At 70.3% G+C, this 24,940-nt stretch carries 25 protein-coding genes and 1 other RNA gene; 17 read left to right on the top strand and 9 right to left on the bottom strand.

Annotated elements, in window-relative coordinates:
* Positions 1-6 precede the first annotated feature (6 nt).
* Genes LADH09A_RS22750 through LADH09A_RS22765 form a run of 4 tightly spaced genes read left to right on the top strand, consistent with a single transcriptional unit; the run spans position 7 to position 4,194 of the window.
* Positions 7-1,389, top strand: a complete 1,383-nt coding sequence (locus LADH09A_RS22750) for a DUF1501 domain-containing protein (protein WP_238647489.1) — start codon at positions 7-9, stop codon at positions 1,387-1,389.
* Entirely contained in the window at positions 1,386-2,804 is a 1,419-nt protein-coding gene (locus LADH09A_RS22755) for a ferredoxin reductase family protein (RefSeq protein ID WP_238647490.1), read from the top strand. The genes LADH09A_RS22750 and LADH09A_RS22755 overlap by 4 nt, the downstream gene beginning before the upstream one ends.
* Before the next feature lie 12 nt (positions 2,805-2,816).
* Complete coding sequence (locus tag LADH09A_RS22760) at positions 2,817-3,419, top strand: FMN-binding protein (RefSeq protein ID WP_238647491.1); 603 nt, start codon at positions 2,817-2,819, stop codon at positions 3,417-3,419.
* Between the two features lie 49 nt (positions 3,420-3,468).
* Positions 3,469-4,194, top strand: a complete 726-nt coding sequence (locus LADH09A_RS22765) for an FAD:protein FMN transferase (protein WP_238647572.1) — start codon at positions 3,469-3,471, stop codon at positions 4,192-4,194.
* A gap of 277 nt (positions 4,195-4,471) precedes the next feature.
* On the opposite strand, the gene LADH09A_RS22770 is transcribed toward LADH09A_RS22765, so the two are convergent.
* Complete coding sequence (locus LADH09A_RS22770) at positions 4,472-5,143, bottom strand: bifunctional DNA primase/polymerase (protein WP_238647573.1); 672 nt, start codon at positions 5,141-5,143, stop codon at positions 4,472-4,474.
* Between the two features lie 248 nt (positions 5,144-5,391).
* On the opposite strand from LADH09A_RS22770, the gene LADH09A_RS22775 reads away from it, so the two are divergent.
* The 9 genes from LADH09A_RS22775 to mctP all read left to right on the top strand — a co-directional run bounded on the left by LADH09A_RS22775 (position 5,392) and on the right by mctP (position 14,895).
* On the top strand, positions 5,392-6,621 hold the full coding sequence (locus LADH09A_RS22775; RefSeq protein ID WP_238647492.1) for a helix-turn-helix domain-containing protein: 1,230 nt from the start codon (positions 5,392-5,394) through the stop codon (positions 6,619-6,621).
* Between the two features lie 16 nt (positions 6,622-6,637).
* A complete protein-coding gene (locus tag LADH09A_RS22780; protein ID WP_238647493.1) occupies positions 6,638-7,210 on the top strand; it encodes a flavoprotein in 573 nt (190 codons plus the stop codon).
* Between the two features lie 69 nt (positions 7,211-7,279).
* Entirely contained in the window at positions 7,280-8,152 is an 873-nt protein-coding gene (locus LADH09A_RS22785) for a Nif3-like dinuclear metal center hexameric protein (RefSeq protein WP_238647494.1), read from the top strand.
* Entirely contained in the window at positions 8,142-8,879 is a 738-nt protein-coding gene (locus LADH09A_RS22790) for a zinc ribbon domain-containing protein (protein WP_238647495.1), read from the top strand. The genes LADH09A_RS22785 and LADH09A_RS22790 overlap by 11 nt, the downstream gene beginning before the upstream one ends.
* 3 nt (positions 8,880-8,882) lie before the next feature.
* Entirely contained in the window at positions 8,883-10,028 is a 1,146-nt protein-coding gene (locus LADH09A_RS22795; RefSeq protein ID WP_238647496.1) for a bifunctional RNase H/acid phosphatase, read from the top strand.
* 89 nt (positions 10,029-10,117) lie between these two features.
* A complete protein-coding gene (locus LADH09A_RS32125) occupies positions 10,118-10,198 on the top strand; it encodes a putative leader peptide (protein ID WP_350874228.1) in 81 nt (26 codons plus the stop codon).
* A 107-nt stretch (positions 10,199-10,305) separates the two neighbouring features.
* Entirely contained in the window at positions 10,306-12,765 is a 2,460-nt protein-coding gene (locus LADH09A_RS22800) for a M14 family zinc carboxypeptidase (protein WP_238647497.1), read from the top strand.
* Between the two features lie 238 nt (positions 12,766-13,003).
* Entirely contained in the window at positions 13,004-13,246 is a 243-nt protein-coding gene (locus tag LADH09A_RS22805) for a DUF3311 domain-containing protein (protein ID WP_238647498.1), read from the top strand.
* Positions 13,246-14,895, top strand: a complete 1,650-nt coding sequence (gene mctP / locus LADH09A_RS22810) for a monocarboxylate uptake permease MctP (RefSeq protein WP_238647499.1) — start codon at positions 13,246-13,248, stop codon at positions 14,893-14,895. Before LADH09A_RS22805 ends, mctP begins: the two co-directional genes overlap by 1 nt.
* Before the next feature lie 139 nt (positions 14,896-15,034).
* On the opposite strand, the gene LADH09A_RS22815 is transcribed toward mctP, so the two are convergent.
* Entirely contained in the window at positions 15,035-15,493 is a 459-nt protein-coding gene (locus LADH09A_RS22815; protein WP_238647500.1) for a MarR family winged helix-turn-helix transcriptional regulator, read from the bottom strand.
* A gap of 54 nt (positions 15,494-15,547) precedes the next feature.
* Here LADH09A_RS22815 and LADH09A_RS22820 point away from each other — a divergent pair, with 54 nt between their 5' ends.
* Positions 15,548-16,780, top strand: coding sequence for an MFS transporter (locus LADH09A_RS22820; protein WP_238647501.1), 1,233 nt, complete (start codon positions 15,548-15,550; stop codon positions 16,778-16,780).
* Between the two features lie 111 nt (positions 16,781-16,891).
* Here the strand turns inward: LADH09A_RS22820 and LADH09A_RS22825 are convergent, their stop codons facing one another.
* Positions 16,892-17,653 carry a sulfite exporter TauE/SafE family protein gene (locus LADH09A_RS22825; protein ID WP_238647502.1) on the bottom strand — a complete coding sequence of 254 codons (762 nt, stop codon included), beginning with the start codon at positions 17,651-17,653 and terminating at the stop codon, positions 16,892-16,894.
* A gap of 127 nt (positions 17,654-17,780) precedes the next feature.
* Between LADH09A_RS22825 and rnpB the strand changes: the two genes are divergently transcribed.
* An RNA gene (gene rnpB / locus LADH09A_RS22830) (RNase P RNA component class A) lies at positions 17,781-18,196 on the top strand.
* Between the two features lie 195 nt (positions 18,197-18,391).
* On the opposite strand, the gene LADH09A_RS22835 is transcribed toward rnpB, so the two are convergent.
* Positions 18,392-18,781: a hypothetical protein gene (locus LADH09A_RS22835; RefSeq protein WP_238647503.1), complete on the bottom strand. Its 390-nt coding sequence runs from the start codon at positions 18,779-18,781 to the stop codon at positions 18,392-18,394.
* Positions 18,782-19,037: 256 nt separating this feature from the next.
* Between LADH09A_RS22835 and LADH09A_RS22840 the strand changes: the two genes are divergently transcribed.
* Positions 19,038-19,496 carry a hypothetical protein gene (locus LADH09A_RS22840; protein WP_238647504.1) on the top strand — a complete coding sequence of 153 codons (459 nt, stop codon included), beginning with the start codon at positions 19,038-19,040 and terminating at the stop codon, positions 19,494-19,496.
* A gap of 165 nt (positions 19,497-19,661) precedes the next feature.
* Positions 19,662-20,009 carry a hypothetical protein gene (locus tag LADH09A_RS22845; RefSeq protein ID WP_238647505.1) on the top strand — a complete coding sequence of 116 codons (348 nt, stop codon included), beginning with the start codon at positions 19,662-19,664 and terminating at the stop codon, positions 20,007-20,009.
* A 69-nt stretch (positions 20,010-20,078) separates the two neighbouring features.
* Here LADH09A_RS22845 and LADH09A_RS22850 read toward each other — a convergent pair whose 3' ends face one another.
* The 5 genes from LADH09A_RS22850 to LADH09A_RS22870 form a co-directional block, all read right to left on the bottom strand.
* A complete protein-coding gene (locus LADH09A_RS22850; RefSeq protein WP_238647506.1) occupies positions 20,079-20,321 on the bottom strand; it encodes a hypothetical protein in 243 nt (80 codons plus the stop codon).
* A gap of 89 nt (positions 20,322-20,410) precedes the next feature.
* Complete coding sequence (locus LADH09A_RS22855) at positions 20,411-20,713, bottom strand: hypothetical protein (RefSeq protein WP_238647507.1); 303 nt, start codon at positions 20,711-20,713, stop codon at positions 20,411-20,413.
* A 181-nt stretch (positions 20,714-20,894) separates the two neighbouring features.
* Entirely contained in the window at positions 20,895-21,389 is a 495-nt protein-coding gene (locus LADH09A_RS31995; protein WP_238647508.1) for a nuclear transport factor 2 family protein, read from the bottom strand.
* Between the two features lie 178 nt (positions 21,390-21,567).
* On the bottom strand, positions 21,568-21,903 hold the full coding sequence (locus tag LADH09A_RS22865; protein WP_238647509.1) for a glyoxalase superfamily protein: 336 nt from the start codon (positions 21,901-21,903) through the stop codon (positions 21,568-21,570).
* 139 nt (positions 21,904-22,042) lie between these two features.
* Positions 22,043-24,682 (bottom strand): TIM-barrel domain-containing protein, encoded by a 2,640-nt coding sequence (locus tag LADH09A_RS22870; RefSeq protein WP_238647510.1) that lies wholly within the window; start codon positions 24,680-24,682, stop codon positions 22,043-22,045.
* Positions 24,683-24,940 lie beyond the last annotated feature (258 nt).

Raw genomic sequence — 24,940 nt, forward strand, 5'->3', positions numbered from 1 at the left:
CACCCGATGGAGAAGACTGTGTACAACTCTTTCCCCCTGCACCCCGAATGCCCCGACGTGCGACGGCTCGCCGACAATCCGGCCGAGGCGTTGCTGCGCGCGGAGGCGGACATCGTCGCCGCCGAGAACGCCGCCGAGTTCGACCGCTACCGCACCCTGGAGAACCTCGAGGAGGCCCAGCAGGACGGTCGTGGCGTCACCCGGCGTACCTTCGTCGCCGGTGCCGCGGCCACCGCCACCGCCCTGGCCACCGCCCAGTTCGTGACCACGTCGGCGTCGTTCGCGGCGACCAAGACGGGCACCCTGATCCACGTCTTCCTCTACGGCGGGCTGGACGGGCTGAGCCTGGTCGCACCGGACAACGACCCGGTGCTCGCCAAGGCCCGCCCCGACCTGCTGCTCGGCAACGACTCGCTGGCCCTGAGCCGGGGCTTCAAGCTGACCAGCGCCTTCAAGCCGTTGGAGAAGTGGCTCAACGCCGGCCAGTTGGGCTTCATCCCGGCGGCCTCGGACGAGCGGCTGTCGCGCAGCCACTTCCAGGCCGCGGACGCCTGCAACCTGGGCGGACTGCCCAACGAGACCGGCGGCCGGGGTTGGCTGGACGGTCTGGTCGACAACCTGGGCAAGGGCACCGCGTTCCGCAGCGTCGGCATTGGCAGCACCCTGCCCCGCTCGCTGGTCGGCAACAACGGCGCGATCTCGCTGAACAACATCGGGTCGTTGCGGCTCAACGGTGACGAGCGGTACCGGGCTGCCACCGAGAAGGCCATCAAGGGCCTGTTCACCGGGATCAACCACCCGGTCGAGGAAGCCGTGCAGGAGGGCATGGGCGCGCTGGCCACCGCCCAGAAGCTCGCCGCCAAGCCGTACGTGCCCGTCGAGGGCGTCACGTACGAGGGCGTCGGCAACGCGTTCAAGCAGCTCGCCCAGCTCATCAAGGGTGGCGCCAACGTCCGGGTAGCCACCGTCGGCATGGGTGGCTACGACACCCACGAGAACCAGGGCACCGCTGCGGGCGGCCAGTTGCACCGTCGGTTGAACGAGCTGGCCAGCGCGATGGCCGCCTTCTTCACCGACCTCGGCCCGCAGGCCGCCGACGTGACGATCATGGTGTCCAGCGAGTTCGGCCGTCGGGTCGGCTCCAACACCGGTGGCACCGACCACGGTCACGGCGGTGTCGTCACCGTGCTCTCCGGCAAGAAGCTGGCCGGCTCGCTGCTCGGCACCTGGAACGGCCTGGACAAGCTGGACTCCGGTGACGTGCCGGAGTACAACAACATGTTCAACGTCTACGGCGCGGTGGCGCAGGGCCGGTTCGGGCTCACCAACGCGGAGGTCGAGAAGGTCTTCCCCCGCCAGAAGTACGCCCCGATGAAGCTGTACGCGTGACGTACCCGCACACCCACGCCGCCGGCCGTCGTACCGGGACCTCGTCCCGGCACGGCGGCCGGTCGGCTGCGCCCGTACCCCCGCAGGTCCCGGAGCGGCGCGGACCCGGCGGCCGGCGGCTGCTGGGCGTGCTGCTCCTGGTCGGCCTGGTCGCCAGTGTGTTGCCGTGGTGGCTGGGCACTCCCGCCGGCTCGCTGCGCAGCACCGCCGCCACGGTCACGGCGGCGGGCCGGATCACCGGTCTGATCGCCGGTTACCTGCTGCTGGTGCAGGTGCTGATGATGAGCCGGCTGCCGGTGCTGGAGCGGTGGATCGGCGGCGAGCAGATGGCCCGTTGGCACCGCGACGTCGGTGCCACCCTGCTGATCACCGTGCTGGCGCACATGTCGCTGATCCTCGTGGGCTACGCGGACCTGCGGAACCAGTCGGTCGTCGCCGAGGTCGGCACGCTGCTCGGCGACTACGAGGACATGGTCTCGGCGTTCGTCGCGACCGGCATCATGATGACGGTCGGGTTCAGCAGCATCCGGGCGATCCGGCGGGCGCTGCCCTACGAGCTGTGGCACACCCTGCACCTGTCCAGCTATCTGGTGCTGCTGCTCGGCTTCGGTCACCAGTTCACCCACGGCGCCCAGTTGTACAAGCCCGGTCCGGTGCGCACCGGCTGGATCGCGCTGTACCTGCTGGTGGTCGCCGCCCTGCTCTGGGGTCGGGTGATCGCGCCGCTGGCGTTCAACCTGCGGTACCGGCTGCGGGTCGCCGACGTGGTGGCCGAGAGCCCGGACACCATCTCCATCTACCTCACCGGCGAGCGGCTCGGCCAGCTGGCGATGCTCGGTGGCCAGTACTTCCGTTGGCGCTTCCTCACCCGGGGCTCCTGGTGGCACTCGCGTCCGTTCTCCGTCTCCGCCGCCACGAACGGCCGCTGGCTGCGGCTCACCGTCAAGATCGTCGGAAGGCACACCGCGGACCTGCGCAACCTGGAACCGGGCACCCGGGTCTGGGCCGAGGGCCCCTCGGGCACCTTCACCGCCGCGCACCGGGTCCGCGAACGGACCCTGCTGATCGCCGGCGGCAGCGGCATCACCCCCATCCGGGCCATGCTGGAGGAGCTGCCCCCGGGCGCGGCCCTGATCTACCGCGCGAGTACCCCGGCCGACGTGCTGCTCAGCCGCGAGCTGGACTGGCTGGCCCAGGAGCGCGACACCTCCGTCTGGTACGTCATCGGCTCCCGCAACGACCCCGGCCCCCGTCAGGTGATGAGCCCGGACGGGTTGCGTCAGCTGGTGCCCGACGTGGCCCGGCGCGACGTCTACCTGTGCGGGCCGCCCGGTCTGGTGGAACAGTCGGTGCGGGCGCTGCGCCGAGCCGGCGTGCCCCGACGCCAGATCCACCTGGCCACGTTCGAGTTGTAGGAAAGGCATCCCATGCGTCGCGCGTTCCTCGCGATCACCGGCCTGGCCGCCAGCACCACCGCGCTGGTGGTGTTCAAGGGCTCGCCGAGCGCCACCCCGGTCGCCCAGAACCTGCCGACCGCCCAGCCGGTCAACCCCTCCGGGCCGGGCACCGATCCCAGCGCCGCCCCGGACGCACCGGGCACCGACCCGGAGGCCGGCGCGCCGACGCCGTCGACGAGCGCCGGCGCCCCGGTGTCGCCCAAGCCCGGCAAGACCACCGCCCGCCCGTCGGGCACCAAGGCGACCACCAAGCCCCCCAGCGCGCCGCGCACCACCAAGGCGCCCCAGTCGACCACCCGCCGGGTCACCGGCAACGGCTTCGACAACGAGTACGGGTACGTGCAGGTGCAGATCGTCGTCTCCGGTACTCGGATCATCGAGGCTGTCGCGCTGTCGCTGCCCAGCGGGGGTGAATCCGACATCCACAGCGGCGACGTCAGCAACCGCTACGACGGCAAGGGCGGCGAGGTCGTGCAGAAGCAGAACGCGAACCTCAACACCGTCTCCGGTGCCACCGAGACCAGCAACTCCTACAAGCAGTCGCTGCGGTCCGCGATCGAGCAGGCATTCTGACGTGCCGGCCGCGCTGACCCGACCCGGGCTGTGCCGGGTCGAACAGATCATGGGTACGGCGATCACCCTTGACCTCGCCGACGACCTGCCACCGGCGACCCTGGGCGAGCTGGCGGACCAGGTCTTCGCCTGGATGCGTGAGGTGGACGCCCGGTTCAGCACCTACAAGACGGACAGCGAGGTGTGCCGCTTCGACCGGGGTGAGGTGCTGCTCTCCGAGGCGTCCGCGGACCTGCGGTTCGTGCTGGAGGCCTGCGCCGACCTGTGGGGGGTCACCGACGGGTTCTTCGACGCGTACGCCACCGGGCGGCTCGACCCGTCCGGCTTCGTCAAGGGCTGGGCGGCCCAGGTCGCCTCGGACCGCCTGCTTGCCGCCGGTGCCGCGAACCACTGCGTGAACGCCGGCGGTGACGTGCGCGTACGCGGCCTGTCGCCGTCGGGGGAGCCGTGGCGGATCGGCATCCGGCACCCGTGGGACGCCATGTCGACCTGCCTGGTGCTCACCGGGACCGACCTGGCTGTGGCCACGTCCGGCGTGTACGAGAGGGGTCGGCACGTGCTGGACCCGCGCCGGGGCGCGCCAGCCAGCGGGTTGCGCTCGGTGACCGTGGTCGGCACCGACCTGGGGGTGGCCGACGCGTACGCCACCGCCGCCCTCGCCATGGGGGCCCCCGGTCTGGGTTGGCTGGACCGCCTGGACGACGGCCACACCCACTCCGTCGTCACCGACGACGGCCGCCAGTACTACTCCGCCGCCATCCCGCTGACCGACTAGAAACGCGCCCTAGCGGACCGGGCGGTGGGTGCCGGCAGGGCGGGACCCGGTGGGGCGTGGACGGCCGGGGCGCGAGCCGGACGGTCGGGTGCCGGCCCAGCGGTGTCGTGGGTGGTTGCGCCGGGGCGGCTCGGTGCCGCCGGGATGAGAGGCTCTGTCGTCCGTGGACATCGTTCCCCCGTTCGTGGCGCGCGTTCGCGCCGTCCCCCTGTCAACGAGGACCGGCGCTCCGGAGACGCTGTCGGGCACCGGATGGAATCGTCGATCCGGGCTTTTCTCACATGCCCCGTCGGGGCAGGGGCAGGTGGCCGGGGATCAGGTCGGGGGTGAGCGTCACCCCGGTGGCGCGCAGCGCCCCGATCAACGTGTTCTGCACGAGGTAGGAATCCGGGAGTTGCCAGCGGGCCTGCTCGGGGGCGACCGCCCACCGCACGGTGCCCTCGGGCAGCCGGGTCGGCGGCGCGGGGATCCACGAGCCCGGCCCGTGCCGGACCACGTGGAAGCAGTGCTCCAGCTCCGGCCGGAGCGGGTCGCCGGGACGGACCAGGAACATCCACCGCCCGGTGGGCGTGACCAGCACCGGCCCGCGTACGCCGGTGCCGGCGGGGTGGATCTGCACCGCGTCGAGCACGTGCCGGCCGAGGTGGGCGGGCACCTCCAGCACGTCGAAGGCCCGGCCGGTGGGCAGCAGCACCCCGTGCGGGCGGCTGCGCCACCAGGTCGCCACCCGGGCCGGGTCGGTGCTGGCTGCCAGCTCCCAGTTCTCCAGGGCGGGGTGGCAGCCCACGGTGGGACAGCCGGCCCGACCGCAGACGAAGCGGCTGCGGGCCAGGCAGGCACCCGGGGTCACCTCCCAGCCGTGTGCGGCGTACCGCATGGCGACCCGGCGCAGCCGGACCCGTTCCAGCGGCGACAGTTCGGCGACGCGCGGTGCGACATTTCCCCACATGTGTGCCATCTCCCCTCTTCTGGCCCGGCGGTCGCCAGGTCGCATGTCGAGCACCGTCACTGCCGTAACCCACGATCGTTGAGGTTGACGAACGGCTCGTGCAACTTGCACGAAAAGTACGAGGACTGGCTGTACGGCTGACGTACATCGTGTGCGACCAGCGAAAACCTGAAAATGAACGAGAGTCGCCGCACCCGCGGACATCGCCTCGACTCAATGGGTCGTGCGCGGCAGGGGAGGATGGGCAGATGGACGAGCTACCCATAGGACGGCGAGTGGCCTACTGGCGGGGGCGACGCAAGATGTCGCAGCAGGTCTTCGCGGACCGGCTCGGCAAGTCGAAGAGCTGGGTCGACAAGGTCGAACGCGGCGTCCGTCGACTGGACAAGTTCTCCGTCCTCTACGAGATCGCCGACATCCTCCAGGTGGACGTCCAACTGCTGATGGGTAAGGACCCGGAGCGCCGCACCGACGCGCTGAACTGCATCGACCAGATCGAGGTGCAGGAGATCCGGGCGGCGCTGGAACGCTACGACTCGATGAGCGCGTACTTCGACGCGGCGCCCTCCCCGCCGCCGCTGGACGACATGCGCAAGGCCGTCAACCACGCCTGGCTCACCTACCAGTACGGCCGCTACGGGATGCTCACCCGGGCGCTGCCCAAGCTGCTGCGCGACGCCCAGGCGGCCGACGCCGCGTACGGCGGTGAGCGGGCCGCCGAGGCGGCCCACCTGCTCGGGCAGGTCTACCAGATCGCCTCCTCGGTGCTGCGCAAGCTCGGCGAGTGCGAGCTGGCCTGGCTGGCCGCCGACCGGTCGATGGCGGTGGCCCAGCGGGCCGACGACCCGCTGCTGGCCGGGATCGCCACCACCCGGGTCTGCGCCGCCCTGGTCGCGATGGGGCGGGCCCGTCCCGCGCTGGAGCTGAACGTCCAGATCGCCAACCGGCTGGCACCGGGCGGCAGCAACGAGGTCTCCCCGGCCCGCCTGTCCGTCTACGGGATGCTGCTGCTCCAGGGTGCGATGGCCGCGTCGCGCATCGGTGACACGGCCAGCGTCGACGACCTGATCAACTGCGCGCAGGAGGCCGCCGTCCTGCTCGGTGGCGACCACAACCACTACTGGACGTCGTTCGGCCCGACGAATGTCGAACTGCACCGGGCTGCCGCCGCGGTGGAGTTGGGCGACGGCGGTCGGGCCGTGGAGGTGCACCAGCTGCGCATCGCGGAGCCCTCTTTCAACGCGCTGCTGCCCGAACGTCGCGCCCACCACCTGCTCGACATCGCCCGCGGGTACGCCCAGATCGGCGACGTGGCGAACGCCGGCGAGATGCTGCTGCTCGGTGACCGACTCGCCCCGTCCGAGATCCGTTGCCGTCCGATCGCGCACGAGGTGATGTCCGACATCCTTCGTCGCACACGTGGTGCGCCGCCTTCTCCGGTAGCGGAGTTGGCTGAGCACATGGGAGTAGGGGTATGAGCGCGGAGCCGGTTTGATGGCCGGATCACCGTGCACCAGCGGGCGCCGCGAGGTGCTCTATGTCATCGCCTGCGGTTCGCCGTTGGCACGGCACGTCGGCCGTCTGGTCGACCTTGCCCAACAGGATGGTTGGGACGTCTGCGTGGTCACCACACCGGACGGCGCGAAGTTCGTCGACCAGTCGGCACTGGTCCGGCAGACCGGCCACCCGGTGCGGACGCACTACAAGAACCCCGGTGACCCGGACGTGCTGCCGCCCGCCGACGCCATGATCGTCTGCCCGGCCACCGTCAACACGGTCAACAAGTGGGCGGCCGGGATCACCGACACCCTCGCGCTCGGTTTGCTGGTCGAGGCGCAGGGCAAGGGCGTCCCCATCGTGGCGGTGCCCTACACCAATGTCGCGATGGCCTCCCATCCGGCGTTCCGGGCCGGGGTGGCCCGGCTGGCCGAGTGGGGTGTCACGGTGCTCTTCGGTGATCACGTGATCGCCCTGCACCCGCCCGGAACGGGGGAGCAGCACCTGTCCGCCTTCCCCTGGGCGAAGCCGCTGGCCGCGCTGCGCGCCGTCTCGGTGAGCGCCGTCTAGGGCTCCCGCTCGGCGCGACCGGGCCGGGCGTCACCGCCAGGCGACCCCGCGCCGGTAAGCTGGGCCGCCGTGAGCACAAGCGGATCCGCGCCGACGGTGACCGACGTCGTGGCCGAGCTGGAACGGCGCTTCCCGCCGGTCTGGGCCGAGGAGTGGGACCGGGTGGGCCTGGTGCTCGGTGAGCCGTCCGCCCCGGTGCGCCGGGTGCTCTGCGTGGTCGACGTGGTGCCCGAGACGGTCGCCGAGGCGCTGGCCGCCGAAGCCGACATGATCGTCTCGCACCACCCCCTGCTGCTGCGCGGGGTCTCGTCGGTCGCTCCGACGACCTTCAAGGGGCGGATCATCCACCAGCTGATCCGGGCCGGGGTGGCGCTCTACGCGGCGCACACCAACGCCGACGTGGCCTCCCCGGGCGTCTCGGACGCTCTCGCTGCCCGGTTCGGGCTGACCGGGCTGCGCCCGCTGCTGCGGCCCGCGCCCGGCTCACCCGCCCACGGCGACGACCGGGGCTTCGGGCGGGTCGGCGAGCTGCCCCACCCGATGACCCTCGCCGAGCTGACCCGGCACGCCGCCGCCGTGCTTCCCGTCACGTCCTGGGGAGTTCGCGCCGCGGGGGACCCCGGGCGTATGGTTCGTACCCTCGCCGTCAGCGGCGGGTCGGGGGACAGCTTCCTCGGCGCCGCGACCGCCGCCGGGGTGGACGCCTTCCTCACCGCCGACCTGCGGCACCATCCGGCCGGCGAGCACCTCGCCGCCGATGGTCCCGCCCTGATCGACGCCGCCCACTGGGCGACCGAACGACCGTGGCTGGACGACCTGGCCGCCCTCCTCCGGGAGGCGCTGGGCGTCGAGACGCTGGTGTCCGACCTGGCCACCGACCCGTGGACCGTGCACGCCGCCGCACCCGTTGTGGACGACAAGGAGCCCGACCGTGAAGGCTGACCCTCAGGTGCAGCGCCGCCTGCTCGACCTCCAGGCGATCGACACCAACCTCGCCCAGCTCGCCCACCGCAGGCGCACGCTTGCCGAGCGGGCCGAGCTGGAGTCGCTGGCCCGGGAGTTGTCGTCGCTGGAGGACGAGCGGGTCCGCGCCCAGGTGGCGGTCGACGACCTGGACCGGGACATCACCCGGCTGGAAAAGGACGTCGAGCAGGTCCGGGCCCGTAAGCAGAAGGACGAGAACCGCCTTGCCGCCGGCACCGGCCCGGCCCGGGAGCTGGAGGCGCTCCAGCACGAGCTGGTCTCCCTCAACCGGCGCCAGGGTGACCTGGAGGACGCCGAGCTGGAGCTGATGGAGCAGCGGGAGACCGCGCAGGGCGTCCTGGACGGCGTGGAGCAGCGGCTGGCCGACACCCGCGACAAGCGGGCCGCCACCGAGCAGCGCCGCGACGAGGCCATGGCCGAGATCGCCAAGGAGGAGGAGTTCAAGCGCGGGGCCCGTCAGCCACTCGCCGCTGATCTCCCCAGCGACCTGGTCACCCTGTACGACAAGATCCGCGCGGACACCGGGCTGGGCGCCGCGCTGCTCACCGCCGGCCGGTGCGGCGGGTGCCGGTTGGACCTCTCCGGTGCCGACCTGGCCCGGATCCGTAAGGCCGCCCCGGACGACGTGGTCCGTTGCGAGGACTGCCGGCGGATCATGGTCCGCACCAACGAGTCGGGTCTGTAGGTCGTGGCACCGCGGGTGGTCAGCGTCGAGGCCGACGGCGGGTCCCGGGGCAATCCCGGCCCCGCCGGCTACGGCGCGGTCGTGCGTGACGCGGAGACCGGCGAGGTGCTCGCCGAGCGCTCCGAGTCGCTCGGCACGGCGACCAACAACGTCGCCGAGTACCAGGGGCTCATCGCCGGGCTGACCGCCGCCGCCGAGCTGGGCGCCGCCGAGGTGGACGTCCGGATGGACTCCAAGCTGGTGGTCGAGCAGATGTGCGGCCGCTGGCAGATCAAGCACCCGGGCCTGCGGCCCCTCGCCGCGCAGGCGGCCGGGCTGGTGGGCCGGTTCACCGCGGTCCGGTTCACCTGGATCCCCCGCGAGCAGAACCGGCACGCCGACGCGCTCGCCAACGCCGCCATGGACGCCGCCGCCGGCCGGCCCCCGTCGGCCCCGGCGGCGGGCCGACCTCCGGCGACGCCCGCGACCGGCAGTGACCCGGCGACAGCGCCGGCGTCGTGGGAGCCCCGGCCGAGCTTCACGGCCACCCGGCTGATCCTGGTCCGGCACGGCGAGACCGAGTACACCGAGCAGCGGCGCTACTCCGGCCGCGGCGACGTGCCGCTCTCCGAGCAGGGCCGCGCGCAGGCCCGCGCCACCGGCGCCCGGGTGGCCGAGCTGGCCCCGTCCGTCGGGGCCGTGCTCAGCTCACCGCTGTCCCGGTGTACGGCCACCGCGGCGTCGATCGTCGAAGCGCTCGACGGTGACGTGCCGGTGCGCACCGAGGACGACCTGATCGAGTGCGACTTCGGCCAGTGGGAGGGTCGCACCTTCACCGAGGTCCGTGAGCAGTGGCCGGGGGAGATGGACGCCTGGCTGGCCTCACCCCGGATCGCCCCGCCGGGCGGGGAGTCGTTCACCCACGTCGCCGAACGCGCGCACCGCGTCGTCACCGGGCTGCTCACCGCGTACCCCGGGGAGACCGTGGTGGTGGTCTCGCACGTCTCGCCGATCAAGCTGGTGCTGCGCGACGCGCTCGCCGCCGGCGACGGGTTCCTGCACCGGCTCTTCCTGGACGCGGCCGGCATCTCGGTGCTCGACATGTGGCCCGACGGCGGCGTCGCCGTCCGCACGGTCAACGACACCGCCCACCTCGCGAAGATCGAGTAATTCCCATCTGTCGGGAGGGTTTTGGGTCGAGGGCCCGAACCTGTGGGGAAAGTGTTGACAGTGGATGGACCCCGCTTCACGATCGTTTCGTGCGAAGCGTTCATCTGACGAAGCGGGGTCACATCGACCTCCTGCGCGTCGCCAGCGCGGCCTGTCGACGCTCCATCTGACGCCGGGTCCCTCCCTCCCTCGCACGCTTCAGGCGTCTCCCATCCCGCTGGTCTCCGGCCCGGCGGCGCCTTCGCCTGCGCGTACCCCTCCGACAGGAGATCCCCCCATGCTGTCCGCAAGACCTCTCGCCCGCCTCACCGCGACCGCGGTGAGCGCCGCGCTGCTCGCGACCGTGGCTCTGACCGGGCCGGTGTCCGCCAGCGCCCTGCCCACGGTGCCGTCGGCCCCCGTCGACCTCTCCGACGTTCGGGGTTATCCCCGGCAGAGCACCCTCCCGATCTGGCCGGACAACCCGGCCGACGCCTCCATCGCGATCGGTGTGATCCCGTACGACGAGATCGCGCCGAAGCTGAACGCGCTCCAGCGGGCCAGCGACCGGGTCTCCGCCCGGGTCGCCGGGAAGTCCGCCGGTGGCCACGACCTGTACGCGGTCACCGTGACCGCGCCGGAGAGTCGCGCCGAGGCACGGCAGCAGGAGACCTGGAAACGGCTCATCGAGGACGAACCGGCCCGGGCGCAACGGGACCGGAGGTTGCTGGCCGGCTACAAGACCCCACTCTTCGTCAACGCCAACATCCACGGCAACGAGTGGGAGGGCACCGACGCGGCGCTGCGGGTCATCGAGGAGTTCGCCACCGACAGCAGCCCGCAGGTCGCCGAGTTACTGCGGCGCAACCGCCTGGTCTTCAACATCACCTCGAACCCGGACGGTCGGGTCGCCGGCACCCGGGCCAACTCGGCCGGCTACGACCTCAACCGTGACCTGACGATCGTCGCGCAGCCCGAGACCAACCTGATCCGCGACCTGATCATCGACACGAAGCCGATCATCACGCTGGACCTGCACGGCTACGTCAACCCGACTCTGTTGCACCCCAGCACCCCGCCGCACAACGTCAACAACGAGTACGACCTGTACATCAAGCACGGCCTGCCCAACGCGTTGGCGATCGAGGCGGACCTGCGCGGCCTCGGGTACGCCGAGACCCAGCAGGCCCGGATCCCCTTCCGCGACGACGAACCGGGAGTGTGGGACGACTTCCCACCGATCTACGTGCCGTCCTTCGCCATGCTCCAGAGCAGCATCCCGTACACGATCGAGGCCCCGCTGAACCCGCGCGGCAGCACGCTCACCCCCGCCGAGCGGGTCCGGCGCTCCGGTATCAACACCGACGTGCACGAGGTGGCCATCCGCACCTCGCTGCGCTACATCCAGGAGCACCGCGCCGAGGTGCTGCACGACCAGGCCGAGGTCTACCGCCGGGGCCTGGCCGGTGAGCCGTTGCGTGACATCCCCGACGGCTATGTGCCGGGCTGGGGTCCGGAGGACAACTACCACACCACCTTCCCCCGGGCGTACGTCATCCCGAGTGGCACCGGGCAGCGGTCCGAGCCGGCCGCGGCACGCCTGGTCGACCTGCTGATCGACAGCGGTGGTCGGGTGTGGCGGGCGAAGACGCCGTTCACCGCCGGCGGTAAGCGCTACCAGGCCGGCTCGTACGTCGTGGACCTGCACCAACCCAAGCGCGGCCTGGTCAGCTCGCTGCTCGAACCGGGTGCCGACATCACCGACCGGGTGAACGACCTGTACGCGGGCCCGGCCGCCTGGAGTCAGGGGCTCACCTGGGGCGCCACCGTGGACACCGTGTGGGACAACAACCTTCCCCGGGTACGCCTGGAGCGGACCTACGACGGGCGGGCCGAGGGCACGCTGCCCGCCGGCCGGTCCGACCTGCGCCTGGACCTGCGCGACGCGGCCGACCTGCTCGCCGTGAACTCGCTGCTCGCCAAGGGCGTCACGGTCCACCGGCTCGCCGACGGGTCGGTGGTCGTTCCCGGCACCCCGGCCAACCGCAAGCTGGCCGCCGCCGAGGTCCGCGCCCACGCGGTCAGCTTCGAACGCGCGCCGGCCCGTTGGCAGGGCACCCCGCTGGACCGGGTCGTGGTCGGCTACCTCGGTACGGTCGAGGAGCGCGACACCCTCGCCGACCTCGGCTTCGAGGGCCGGGAGCTGACCGCCGCGACGCTGGTCGGCGCGCTGACCGACGACGTCGACGTGCTGCTGGTCGCCAACAACGTCAACCTGGCGACCCTGACCGCCGAGAACCGGGCCGCCCTGGACCGTTTCCTCACCCGGGGCGGTGGCCTGGTCGGCCTGGGCACCGCCGGGGCGTCCCTCAGCAACGCCGCCGGGCTGCTGACGGTGACCGCCACCGCGGCGCCGAGCCTGGCCAGCGGGGTGGCCAACATCGTGAACAACGGGGGACCGGTCACCACCTCCGCCATCCCGCACGCGTTCATCAGCCAGCCCGTCTGGTTCACCGACCTGGGCGCAGGCGTCGAGGTCGAGCAGTCGTACGCCGCCGACCCGTTGCTCGCCGGCTGGTGGGCCGCCGACGGCACCAACGGGCAGGTGGCGGCGGCCAACCAGGCCAGCATCGTGCGGGGCGTCTCCGCTGCCGGAAACGGCGTGGTGCTGTTCGGCACCGACCCGACGTTCCGCCTGCACCCGAAGGGTTTGCAGTCGCAGCTCGGCCGAGCCGTGCTGTGGGCGGCGCAGCGGTGACCCCGACCGGGTGAGCCGTCGATCGGCCGATGTGGGGCCCGGGTGCCGACCGCACCCGGGCCCCGCGCCGTCGTCGGCCGGTGCACCCGCTCATCCGTCAGGACGGCCGGGCCGCCGTTCGGCGCAGCCGGTCGGCCGTTCGGCGCAGCACCCTCCGGGCGGGTCGGGTGACCGCCGTCACAGAGTCGTAGCCTCCGGCCGTTACATCGAGAGCCACGACTCCCCGGAGGTGTGTCAGATGGCTGCACCGGAACCGGAGGCGCCGACCACGGCGCCGACCAGGGCGAAGGACCACAGCCCCTGGAACTGGTTGCTCTTCATTCCCATCGTGGTGCCGCTGATCCCGGTCTTCTTCAATGGCGACTCGCCCCGGGTCTTCGGCTTTCCGCGCTTCTACTGGCTGCAACTGGCGTTCATCCTGCTCGGCGTCGGCACCACGACGCTGGTTTACCAGATGACGAAGAAGCGGGGTGGATCCTGATGTGGCGCGACCATCTCACTGAGATCATCGTCTTCTCGTTCCTGTTCCTGCTGGTGAGCGTGATGGGCTTCGTGGCCGCCCGCTGGCGGGCGCCGAAGGACATGGCGCACCTGGACGAGTGGGGGTTGGGCGGCCGCAGCTTCGGCGGCTGGATCACCTGGTTCCTCGTCGGCGGTGACCTCTACACGGCGTACACCTTCGTGGCGGTGCCGGCGCTGATGTTCGGTGCCGGAGCGGCCGGGTTCTTCGCCGTGCCGTACACCATCGTGATCTACCCGCTGGTGTTCCTGGTGCTGGTCCGGCTCTGGTCGGTGTCGCACCGCCACGGGTTCGTCACTCCCGCCGACTTCGTCCGCAACCGGTTCGACTCACCGGTGCTGGCACTGCTGATCGCGATCACCGGCATCGTCGCCACCATGCCGTACATCGCCTTGCAGCTGATCGGCATCGAGGCGGTACTCAAGACGATGGGGGTCACCGGCGACAACGCGCTGGCCCGGCACCTGCCGATCATCATCGCGTTCGCCATCCTGGCCGCGTACACCTACCAGTCGGGGCTGCGGGCACCGGCGCTGATCGCGTTCGTCAAGGACAGCCTGATCTACATCGTCATCCTGGTGGCGGTCATCTACCTGCCGTACAAGCTGGGCGGTTGGGGTGACATCTTCGCCGCCGCGGACGCGAAGTTCGACGCCTCGCCCAACCCGAACGACGGCATCCTGCTCAACGGCAACAACCAGCTCCAGTACGTGACACTGGCGCTCGGCTCGGCGTTGGCGCTCTTCCTCTACCCGCACAGCATCACCGGTGTGCTGGCCAGCCGGAACCGCGACGTGATCAAGCGGAACATGTCGGCGCTGCCGGCGTACAGCCTGCTGCTCGGGCTGATCGCGCTGCTCGGCTACATGGCCATCGCGGCCGGGGTGAAGCCGCTGCCCGGCAACTCGGCCGGTTCGGTGGACAACAACACCATCGTGCCGCTGCTGTTCGACCAGCAGTTCCCGGACTGGTTCGCCGGCGTCGCGTACGCGGCGATCGGCATCGGCGCGCTGGTGCCCGCGGCGATCATGTCGATCGCGGCGGCGAACCTGTTCACCCGCAACATCTACAAGGAGTACCTGAAGCGGGATGCCTCCCCGGCCCAGGAGGCGAACGTCTCGAAGATCACCTCGCTGGTGGTGAAGGTCGGCGCGGTGGCCTGCATCGTCTTCCTCGACCCGCAGTTCTCCATCGACCTCCAGCTGATCGGTGGCGTGATCATCCTCCAGACGCTGCCGGCGGTGGCGCTGGGTCTCTACACCCGCTGGTTCCACCGCACCGGCCTGATCGTCGGCTGGGCGATCGGCATGGGGTTGGGCATGTGGATGCTCTACCAGGTGGCCAGCCCGACCCGGAAGCACTTCGGTGGCTCGGCGTTCCCGCTGTCGGAGTTCGGGTTCGACACCACCAGGACGATCTACGTCGGCATCGTGGCGGTGGCCGTCAACCTGGCCGTCGCGGCACTGGTGACGCTGGCCCTGCGGGCCGCGAAGGTGGACGAGGGAGTCGACGGCACGACGCCGGACGACTACTTCGCCGACGAGGGCGACCCGCGCGTCACCGCCGGCCCCGACCGCGACGCCGACTCCGCCCGGGAGCCGGTCGCCTGACCTCGGGTACGAGGGGAGTCTCCGCCCTCTCGTGTCGATCATGGAGTTGTGGTGCCCGGGTGATGGCGATTCACGCCGGTCGTCCCCCATCACAACTCCATGATCGACCGAGGGGTGGGGTGGGGTTTCGGGGTTTGGGTTAGCGGGGGCGGTTGCGGTTCACCAGGGCCTGGTTGAGGCGGCCCAGCAGGGTTGCCAGGGTGGTGCGGTCCTCGGTGCTCCAGTCGGCCAGCATGTCGCCGTAGAGCCGCGTGCGGGCGTTCTGCACGGCGGCCATCCGCTGGAGCCCGGCCGGGGTGGGGGAGATGACCGTGCCGCGGCCGTCCGTCGGGTCGGGGGCGCGCACGATGAGGCCGTCGCGTTGCAGCGCGGACACCTGCCGGGTGACGGTCGAGCCGTCCAGGTTGAGTCGGGCGGCGAGCGCGGAGACGTTCTGCGGGCCGGCGGTGTCCAGGTGACGCAGGATCACGTACGCCGCCCGGTCGAGCACCCGGTGCTCGGCGGTGCCGGTGGCCCGCCGGGTCGCCTCGCCGAAGCGCATCAGCAGGGCGACCTCGGTCTCGATGCGGCCGAGGGTGATCTCGTCGTCGTCGCTCATAGCTGTACGATACAGGATAAGTACCTGTACGATACAGCTATCTGAGGAGTCGGAGTGGATCGGCGTTCCGAACCGAACCGCAGTGCCATCTACGCCACCACGCTGGTGGCCTTCCTCGCCATCGCCGGCATCGCCGTCGTCGACCCGATCCTGCCCGCCATCGGCGAGGCGATCGGCGTCACCGCCTGGCAGGTCGAGCTGCTGTTCACCGCGTACATCGCGGTCATGGCCCTTGGCATGATCCCCGCGACCCTGGCCAGCGGCCGCTTCGGCTTCAAGCCGGTGCTCGTCACGGGCGTCTCCGTGGTTGGCCTCGCCGCGATCCTCGCCTCGTTCAGCGACAACATCGTGCAGCTCTCCGTGCTGCGAGGCGTCTGGGGTCTGGGCAACGCGATGTTCTTCGCCACCGCCATGGTGGTGCTGGTCAACCTGGCCGTCGACCGGGAGTGGGTGGTCGGCCTCTTCGAGACCGCCCTGGGCATGGGCTTCGCCGTCGGCCCGCTGATCGGCGGCCTGCTCGGTGAGATCAGCTGGCGGCTGCCGTTCTTCGTCTGCGGTGTCTTCATGGTCCTCGCCCTCGGCGTGGCCTCCCGCAAGCTCCGCGAGCCCACCAACCGCCAGGCCCCGGTACGCGTCGGCCAGATCTTCGCCACCTACCGCCGGCCGGCGTTCATCGCCCTCTGCGTGGTGACCGCCGCGTACAACTTCGTGTTCTTCGTGGTGCTCGGCTACACGCCGCTCTTCCTCGGCCTGGACGTCATCCCGCTGGGGCTCGCCTTCACCGGATGGGGGCTCGGCCTGGCCGCCGGCATCATGGTGATCGGCCACCGGCTGGCCCACCGGATCGGCGCCGTGCAGACCGTCGGCGTGGCCATCGCCGGGCTACTGGTCTGCATGGTCCTCTTCGCCACCTCCAGCAGCACCGCCGAAGCCCTCGTGGTGCTGGTGCTCGCCGGACTCTGCATGGGCCTGGCCAACGCCAACCTCACCGACCTGGCGCTCGGCCTCGGCTCCAGCGACCGGCGCGTCGCCACCGGCGCGTTCAACCTGGTCCGCTGGGGCGCCGCCGCGCCGGCACCAATCATCTCCGGCAAGCTCGCCGAGCACTCGCTGTCGCTGCCGTTCTGGGTCGGCTTCGGGGTGCTCGCCGTCGGCGTGCTGGTCTACCTGGCCTTCGCGCACCTGATGGCCGCCGGCTACGGCGAGCGTGTCCTCTGGTCCCGCTGGAACCGCGCCGCCGCGGACGGCGAACGCTCCGCCGAGGAGCCGGTCGGCGAGGTCTACTGACCCCGCCTCAAGATCCGCGCACCCCGTTTCAAGATTCGCTGTCCCGCCTCAAGATCCGCTGTCCCGCCTCAAGATCCGCGCACTTTCCCCGAACTTGCGCGGATCTTGGCGTCAGCTCACCGCGCGCCAGAGTAGGTAGAGGCCGATCGTCGTACCGAACACCACGATCAGCGTCTTGAGCAGCACCGGCGGCAGCCGGCGGACCAGCCGGGCACCCGCGTACCCCCCGATCAACGTGGCCGGAGCGACCACCGCGACGGCCGCCCAGTTCACCGGGCCGAACAGGGCGAATACCACCAGCGTCGTGAACCCCACCACCGCGGACAGCAGATTCTTGATCGCGCTCACCCGCGCCAGGGTCGCGTCCAACACCAGCGCCAACCCGGCGACCAGCATCACCCCGAGCGCCGCACCGAAGTACCCGCCGTACACCGCGCCGAGCGCGACCATCGTCTGCACCGCGACCGTCCGCTGGCGGGGCGACAGATCCCGGGGGTGGCCGACCAGCCGGCGCAGCGGGTCCTGGAAAGCCAGGACCGCGGTCGCGCCGAGGACCAGAAACGGTACGACCAGCTCGAACGCGCGAGCTGGCGTGGCCAGCAGCAGCAGCGCCCCGAGGATCGTGCCGACGATGGTGGTGGGCACCAGCGTGGCCAGCGCCCGCGGACGCGGCAGATCCTGCCGGCTACCCGCCACACTGGCCAGGTACCCGGGGAACACGGCCACCGAGTTGCTGACGTTCGCCGGCACCGGGGGCAACCCGACCGCGATCATCGCCGGGAAGGTGATCAGGGAGCCACCACCGGCCACCGCGTTGACCGTGCCAGCGGCGAGACCGGCGGCGAGCAGCAGCGCGGCGTGGGAGAGATCCATAGCCCCACGAGGCTAGCCGCCGCTTCCCGGGACACATTCGCCGGACCGCCGTTGAGCTGCGCGATCTTGCCCAGGCGGGGCGGGAGTGCCGACGGAGCGTCCGTCGTTAGGATGGGAGAGCGACGGACGAGTCGACCGGGCGGTCGCGTCGGCGGGCTCAGGCCCGCCGCCGAGGAACGTCCGGACTCCACAGGGCAGGGTGGTTGTTAACGGCAACCCGGGGCGACCCGCGGGACAGTGCCACAGAAAACAGACCGCCGACCCCAACGGGGACGGTAAGGGTGAAACGGTGGGGTAAGAGCCCACCAGCACCCCGGGTGACCGGGGTGGCTAGGTAAACCCCACCCGGAGCAAGGCCAAGCAAGGGCCGTCAACGCAAGCTGACGACCCGGCGCAGACGCTTGAGGGCTGCCCGCCCGATGTCTGCGGGTAGGCCGCTGGAGCCTGCCGGCAACGGCAGGCCGAGATGGATGGCCGCCGCCGGCGCAAACCCCTTGGGGTACGCGCCGCGCACAGAATCCGGCGTACAGGTCGACTCGTCCGTCGCCTATCAGCTCAGAGCCTCGATCAGGGTTCTGAGCTGGTTCTATGTTCGGGTGTCGATGGTTGTTGATGGTTGTTGATGGTCAACATTGGGCGGCGTTTGACGCCCTGACGACGCCCTGGGCGGTGGCTCAGCAAGCCTCGTGCCGGCTGGCCGTCGCACCGGCGAACAGGAGCGATTCACCATGGCCATCACTAGAACTCGCGCCACTTTCCCGCCCGACCAGGATCGCCCGTGCGGACAAACTCCTCGACAACCAGCCAGGCGCGTTCGAGGTTGAGAATGAAGTCCGCAGTGAAATCGACAGGGTCGTCCAGCATCAGTACTTCCGCATCCGCGTCCGCAGGCTCATCGGCGGCCAAGAGGGACATGGCGTCCTCGTCCGTCATCAGATGGACGACCGCCGCAGAGCCCGCGAACCCGAGCGTCAGCACAGGGAACGCGGTGCCGCCCCGTACTTCGAGGTAGCCGCGCCCCTGGGCACGCAGTTCATCGAACTGCTCAATGAGGCCAGCGAAGTCCGACCGCTCCACCGAAGCGAACTTCCCTGTGGTCGGAGAGGTAGCACTCCACGAAATGTTCACCCGGCGACCTCCTCGACGATCACCAGGCTACGGCTTCTGAGCACCGCCACTTCCGCAGCACGATCAGACCGGGTGCTTCCTGACGTGCTTCCGTCCCGGTGACGCCCCGACCAGCCGGCGGTACCTGCCGTGATCATGCCCGGTACGGTGGTGCGGTTGCGCTGGGCAAGGAGACCTGATGGAACGTGGTTCGGTTGGGCGTGGTGGGCCGCCGAACCCGGGTCCTGCTCGGCGCTGGCTGGCAATGCTGGCGGTCGTGGCTGTGGTCACCGCGGGCTGCGCCTCGCCGCCCTCGCCGCTGGCCACGAAGCAGGACATGCCTGGCGTGTGGTGCGGCTCCGAGCAGGAGATCCTCACCCTCAAGGCCGACGAGACCTTCGAGATTGCTGGACTCTCGAAGACTCACCTGGACGAGTTGTTGGGTGATCCGAACTACGTGGATGGGTACCGCATCCGGACGGAGTTCGACGGCGTGGCGCCGACCTCCGGATCGGGCAGATGGAGTTTCCGGGTCACGACGGAGGGCTGGCCGTTCCTGGACCTCGACTACCGCAGGCTCGATAACAAGGAGTCCTCGGACGTCCTGCAACTCGGGGTCGATCGTGACGAGAAAGAGCCGGCGCTCGTCGTCTACGACGGCAATCGGGACAACAGGTGGCTCAGCTGGTTCCACAGGTGCGACAAGCCGGCGGTCACCGGATCACCGGCGGCATAAGCCGGCGCAACAGATCCGGCCGCAGGGCCCAGCTCCAGCCGCGCGAGGGCGGGCTCCCCGGTCGGGCCATCTGTGCCAGTGTTCCCTACGTCCAGCGAATCCGGGACCGTCCGGTCCATCTTCAATCGACTGGTCAGCTGACGTCGTCCCGAGCGATCATGAGGCGTGACCGATGCTGACGAGGTGCTGAGGGTCGCGGACCTGCGCCGAGCGTGCTCGATGCTGTTGGACGCGGCGGAGAGTCAATTCGGTCCTCAGATCGATCTGTCACAGCTCCCCGTGGACTACTACTGGAACGTCGATCTTCGTGCGGCATTCACGATGGTCCCTGAGCCGGAACGGGCGATCGACTGCGGGCAGACCAGCGACGATCTCGCAGAGCTGTCCGGCCTTCTCCAGCGAGATCCGCAGGACGTCGTGTCGCTGTGGCACGACCTCTCGCACGTGAACGGGCTCTTGCGGCTCCTGGCGTACCTCGACCTGCCTGACACCGGCGAGGTTCGCGGCGACTAGCTGCTGCTGGCCGCTCGCGGGCGACCTGGTCGGTGCGCGCTGTGTCGGACGCGCCGAGGTGGGCCGCCGCTACGGCCGTTCGTCTGATGGCTGTGCCGCGTCGCGCCGTCGCAGTTCGACACGTGTCAGCCAAGCAAGCCCGCCGACCGAGGCCAGCAGGATCCAGCCGGCGGGGTTCGTCGGCGCGATCACCAACGCGGCGACAGCGCCCACCGCCCCGAATGCGCCAAAGAGCCACATCTTGCGGAGCGGCATCTCGCGAGGCGGTTGCGGCTCAGGCGCGGCAGGCGCCTGAGAGTCGTCGGCGGTCATGCGCTGATCTTTGCCGTGGCCGGGTGCCCCGTCAACGCACGGGTTGTCGAGACCGCCTCGCTGTTGCTCCATCGCGGTAGGAGCGGCTGTCATCGTTCGACGGCCCAGCCGAGTGCCGCAAGGCGGTTGATCAGTCGATCGACATTGAGTGTCTGAAACGTCCACAACTCATCATGATCGGCAACCTCGAACTCCAACCCGGTGCTTCGCCGTCGTCGGATCGCAGTCAGATTGTCGGCGGTGATCACCAGGGTTCCGGCCCAGATCTCCCGCAGCGTGATGGAGTTCGAGTCCGCCCGCAGCCTGGCCATCGGCCAGCCAGACTCCGCACGAACACCGCCCCCGACTGTGGGAACCACCCGGATGCCGCCACGCAAGGAGAACCCGTCCACGTCTGTCAACCTTCGGTCCTCCGTGTCACGCCAGCTTCCAGGCCCGGTAGCTGACGGCTGTCAGGGCGACACCAGGCCGCTGATCATGCCATCTCCGTCTGCCATCGGCCCGCTCACCGGGAAGTGGGAATGAGAAGCACTCCATAGTGGCGTGAGCGGGCACCGGTGCGTCGGCGGGCCGCTATCGAGGCGCGGCGCGCGGCATGATGCGCCGCTCCCCGGTGTCGGCCATCGAGTGCAACATTCCGCCGGCGAGTGGGATGAGCCGGGCAAGACCGGGTTGTTTGTTGCGCCGGGCCAGTTCGGGGCCGAGCTTGGTCATCAGCCGGGTCAGCGCGGGGAGGGGGCGGACGAAGAGCGTGATCTCGGTGATCAGGCCGGCCGCATCCAGGCGGAGGCGCTGCGCCTCGTACAGGCGTCGGTCGCCGACCTGGGCTTCATAGAACAGCGCCACGGTACGGCCCTCGGCTACCTGGTCGGTGTAGGTGATGCCGTCGATCGCGGCCAGGGCCACCTCAAGCAGGTCGCGTACCTGTTCGCGACCGTGGAAGACGAACTGCTCGGTGATCGGCGAGACCAGTGTGACTGTGGGGCTGAGAGCGGCGACCGCTGCCGCGGCGTCACCTGCTTCGCCGGCGGCGCGCCAGGCGGCGACAGCGTGGTACGGCTGATTCACCGGTGCTCCTTTCGGGCAAGCGCCGTCGCTCTGACCACACCCCTGGCGATGACGCTCCTTCGATCCTGCGGACGACTCGACTGATCGAGTATCGCCATCGATGACTTGCGGGAGGATCCCTCCATCGGTCCAGTCGCGTCCCGGAACGGAGTGAACTTCGCCGCAACCACCCTTCGGCTCACCGATGGAGCGCCCCGATGCGGAGCCGATTGCCGTCGAGGTCGACCACCTCGAACTCACGTCCCCAGTCCTTCTGTCCGACCGCACCCACGCCGCACGCAGCCGCCGCAGCGTCGATGTCGGCGACGTACAGATACAACAGGGTGTCCGGCCGCGCGTCCCCGGTGTGCTCCGACAGGTGGATCTCCACATCGCCTCGGGCGATGCTCACGTAGAGCGGCAGGTCGGGGGCGAACCGGTGCTCCCACTGCTTCACGAACCCAAGGCGGGAGTACCAGGCAGCGGCGGCGTTCGCGTCCGTGGCCCGGAGGACAGGCGCAAGGCGTTCGGTCATCCAGGCAGTCTGGCACCGAGGTGCGATGAGATCGGCCGTTGATCGGATGTGCCCTTCGTGCTGCGTGCCATCGGCCAGCCAACGAACTGGCCGGGTGGGTTGCCCCACCCGGCCGGTGTCCGGATCCCTGCAAAACCCTCTAGTGCTTCTTGAACACCGGCATGGTGTCCAGCGTGGTGGTGATGTTCTGCGTGGTGCCGCCCCGGTACGTCTTCCCGGTGAAGATGTCGGTCCAGCTGTTGCCCGGCGGGAACCACACCGAGGTCGTGGCGGTGTTGCCGGGCGTCGTCACCGGTGCCACCAGGTAGTCCGGACCGTAGAGGTATTCGGAACCGGCGGTGGCGTACGCGGCCTGCTCATTCGGGTACGCCAGGTACATCGAGCGGACGATGGGCGTACCCGTGCGGGTGGCCTCCTTGGCGGCGGCGTAGGTGTACGGCAGCAGTTCCTTCCGCAGGTTCAGGAACTTCTTGGCCGACGCGTTGGCCTCCGGGCCGTACTGCCAGGGCAGCCGGTCGCTGTGGTTGGAGTGCAGCCGGTCGATCGGTTGGAACGTGCCGAACTGCACCCACCGGGCGTAGAGGTCGTCAGGCAGCTTGGTGCTGCCTGGTTCGCTGCCCGGCTCCTGGAGGCCGCCGGTGTGCCCGCCGATGTCGTGGCTGACCGCGGCCAGCCCGGTCGCGGCGGACTCGCCCGGCGTGTAGCCGACCTCCATCTGAAGGGTCTGCCAGTCCGAGGTGGTGTCGCCCGTGAAGTGCAGCGTGGTGCGCTTGTCGGCCCATGGCCCGGTCGACACCGGGGTCGGGCTGCTGTAGCCGCCGGCCTGCAACGAGCCGTACGCCCGGGAGAACGCGAAGCCGGTCTTGTCGGCGTACTGCTGGTTGATCCACGCGTCCGCGGTCACCCCGGCGAGCGAGGACTTCGTGTTGTCGCAGCACCAGTCCAGCCACCAGAGGTCCGGGCCCTTGCTGCCCTTCGGGATCATCCCGTCGTGGAGCTGCATGTACGCCTTGAGCTGGTCCGGATCGCCGAAGTCGAACGCGTAGCAGTCGGGACCGCCGTTGCAGCCGACGCGCTGGAGCTTGCCCTTCGCGGTGGCCTGCGCCTGCGCGAACTTCGGATCCGAGCCGAGGATGCTCGGGTGGATGTTGATGCCGGTGTGCAGGCCCTGCTTCCTGGCCCACTCGAAGAACGCCTTCGGGTCGGGAATGCGGGTGGGGTCGATGCTCCAGCCGTTCCACTTGTCCGGGGCCTTGACGTCGGTGTCGAGGACGAGCACATCCAGCGGCACACCCTCGGCCTTGGCCCGGGACACCAGGTCCTGGAACTCGGTGGCGGTGCGGTCGTAGTACTCGGAGTACCACACCCCGTACGCCCACTTCGGCAGCAGCTTCGTGGGCCCGGTCAGGGTCGACAGGTCCCGCAGAGCACGGGTGAAGTCCTGCCCGTACGCGAAGACGTAGCCGTCCTGTTCGGCGGCCGGCCGGGGCTTGGTGTCGCTCAGGGCGGAGGCCGAGTCGTCGAGCAGGTACCAGCCGTCCTGGTAGAGCAATCCCGGAGCGGTGAGGGCGGAACCGGTGACGCCGTCCAGGCCCCGGCGGTAGCCGCCGAGCGGTGCGTGCGGGGCCAGCAGCGGGGATGCCTTGCTCGTGACGGCGACCGTGTCCACGTTGACGTTGCAGCTGGCGTCGGTGGGGCACCCCAGCGTCACGGTGTTGGTGCCGCGGTCGAGGTGGACCGGGACGGAAACGGTGTTCCAGTAGTCCCACCCGCTGGTCGGCGGAAGGGTCGCCGTGACCGGCGTCGCCGTGCCCGCGGTGACGGACATGGTGCGCGCCTGGCTCGGCTGGGCGCCGGCCTGGCCGTTGGCGTAGCGGATCTGCACCTGGTAGTCACCGGCGGACGGAACATCCGTCACGGTGAGCGTGTCGGCGGACGTGGTGCTTTCCAGTCCGGCCAGGAATCCCGTACCGGATGCGCCGTTGTGGTCGTTCGCGGGCCTCGCGCCGCCGGTCAGCGCGCCGGTCTCGGCCTCTCCCAGCGTGCCGAACCGCAGGGGTTGCGGCTGGGGCGGGGTCGGCGCGGGGAACGGATCACCCGGGTTGACCACCGCGAGGCTGTCGACGTTCACGTTGCCGGAGTCGTTGGCGCCCCGCACGACGCTGATCTCGTGCCGGCCCGCGGTGAGGTCGACCGGCACGCTGGCCGTGCCCCAGGTGTCCCAGTTCGCGGTGGGCGGCAGCGTCAGCGTGTGGCCGGCGTCGCCGTCGACCTGAACCGTCAGGGTGCGGTCCACGTTCTGGCCGTCGCCGCCGGTGCTGTTGGCGTAGCGGACGCTGAGCTGCTTCGTGCCGCCTTCCGGGGCGTCCAGCGCGAACGTGACCGAGTCGCCGGACGAGGAGAAACCGGCCGCGAAGCCGCGTCCGGTGAATCCCTGGTGGTCGGTGGCCACGCCCGGACCGGCCAGTTGCAGCGATTCGGCCTCGCAGAGCGCGCCGAACGCGCAGGCCGGGGCGGTGTGGCCGGCCCAGGGTTGGCCCTGCACGGTCTGCTGGCCGGCCTTGAGCTGCACGGTGAGGTTGTCGGCGGTGAACGCGCCCGAGCCGACCCGGTATCGCAGCGTCATCGCGCCGGTGTCGAGGGTGAGCCAGCCGTGGTCGACGTGCTTCGTGAAACGCGTACGGGGGAAATCGTCGCGCCCGACGGCGTTGAACGTGGCGGCGTCGGTGAACCTGCCGTCCTTCTGGTACTCGGTACGGATCAGGGTCGGAGACAGCACTTCGAAACGTGCGCCGCCCGACCGTGCGGCTGCGTCTTTTGCCTGGTGGCGGCTGGCCTGGGCCGGCGCGGACGGAGCGAGCGCCAGCCCCGTGATGAGGATGCCGACGGCGGCGGCTGCTGTCGCGCTGCGACGGGGTGAGTTCCGATAGAGCAAGATGCGCTCCTCGTCTCATATGGAGGAAATGAGTCGATGACAACGCTGTCACTCGACCAAAACGCATGTCAACGGACCGTGGAGGGTGTCCCTTCTCTCTTT

Origin of the sequence: Micromonospora cabrerizensis, from assembly GCF_022230955.1 — a bacterium.
GTDB lineage: Bacteria > Actinomycetota > Actinomycetes > Mycobacteriales > Micromonosporaceae > Micromonospora > Micromonospora cabrerizensis.

Coding starts and splice junctions, on each gene's coding strand:
- LADH09A_RS22780 (WP_238647493.1), top strand. CDS start 6,638: ATGGCCGGATCACCGTGCACCAGCGGGCGCCGCGAGGTGCTCTATGTC.
- mctP (WP_238647499.1), top strand. CDS start 13,246: ATGTGGCGCGACCATCTCACTGAGATCATCGTCTTCTCGTTCCTGTTC.
- LADH09A_RS22800 (WP_238647497.1), top strand. CDS start 10,306: ATGCTGTCCGCAAGACCTCTCGCCCGCCTCACCGCGACCGCGGTGAGC.
- LADH09A_RS22805 (WP_238647498.1), top strand. CDS start 13,004: ATGGCTGCACCGGAACCGGAGGCGCCGACCACGGCGCCGACCAGGGCG.
- LADH09A_RS22825 (WP_238647502.1), bottom strand. CDS start 17,653: ATGGATCTCTCCCACGCCGCGCTGCTGCTCGCCGCCGGTCTCGCCGCT.
- LADH09A_RS22765 (WP_238647572.1), top strand. CDS start 3,469: ATGGGTACGGCGATCACCCTTGACCTCGCCGACGACCTGCCACCGGCG.
- LADH09A_RS22865 (WP_238647509.1), bottom strand. CDS start 21,903: ATGACCGAACGCCTTGCGCCTGTCCTCCGGGCCACGGACGCGAACGCC.
- LADH09A_RS22750 (WP_238647489.1), top strand. CDS start 7: ATGGAGAAGACTGTGTACAACTCTTTCCCCCTGCACCCCGAATGCCCC.
- LADH09A_RS22815 (WP_238647500.1), bottom strand. CDS start 15,493: ATGAGCGACGACGACGAGATCACCCTCGGCCGCATCGAGACCGAGGTC.
- LADH09A_RS22760 (WP_238647491.1), top strand. CDS start 2,817: ATGCGTCGCGCGTTCCTCGCGATCACCGGCCTGGCCGCCAGCACCACC.
- LADH09A_RS22770 (WP_238647573.1), bottom strand. CDS start 5,143: ATGTGGGGAAATGTCGCACCGCGCGTCGCCGAACTGTCGCCGCTGGAA.
- LADH09A_RS22775 (WP_238647492.1), top strand. CDS start 5,392: ATGGACGAGCTACCCATAGGACGGCGAGTGGCCTACTGGCGGGGGCGA.
- LADH09A_RS22850 (WP_238647506.1), bottom strand. CDS start 20,321: ATGACCGCCGACGACTCTCAGGCGCCTGCCGCGCCTGAGCCGCAACCG.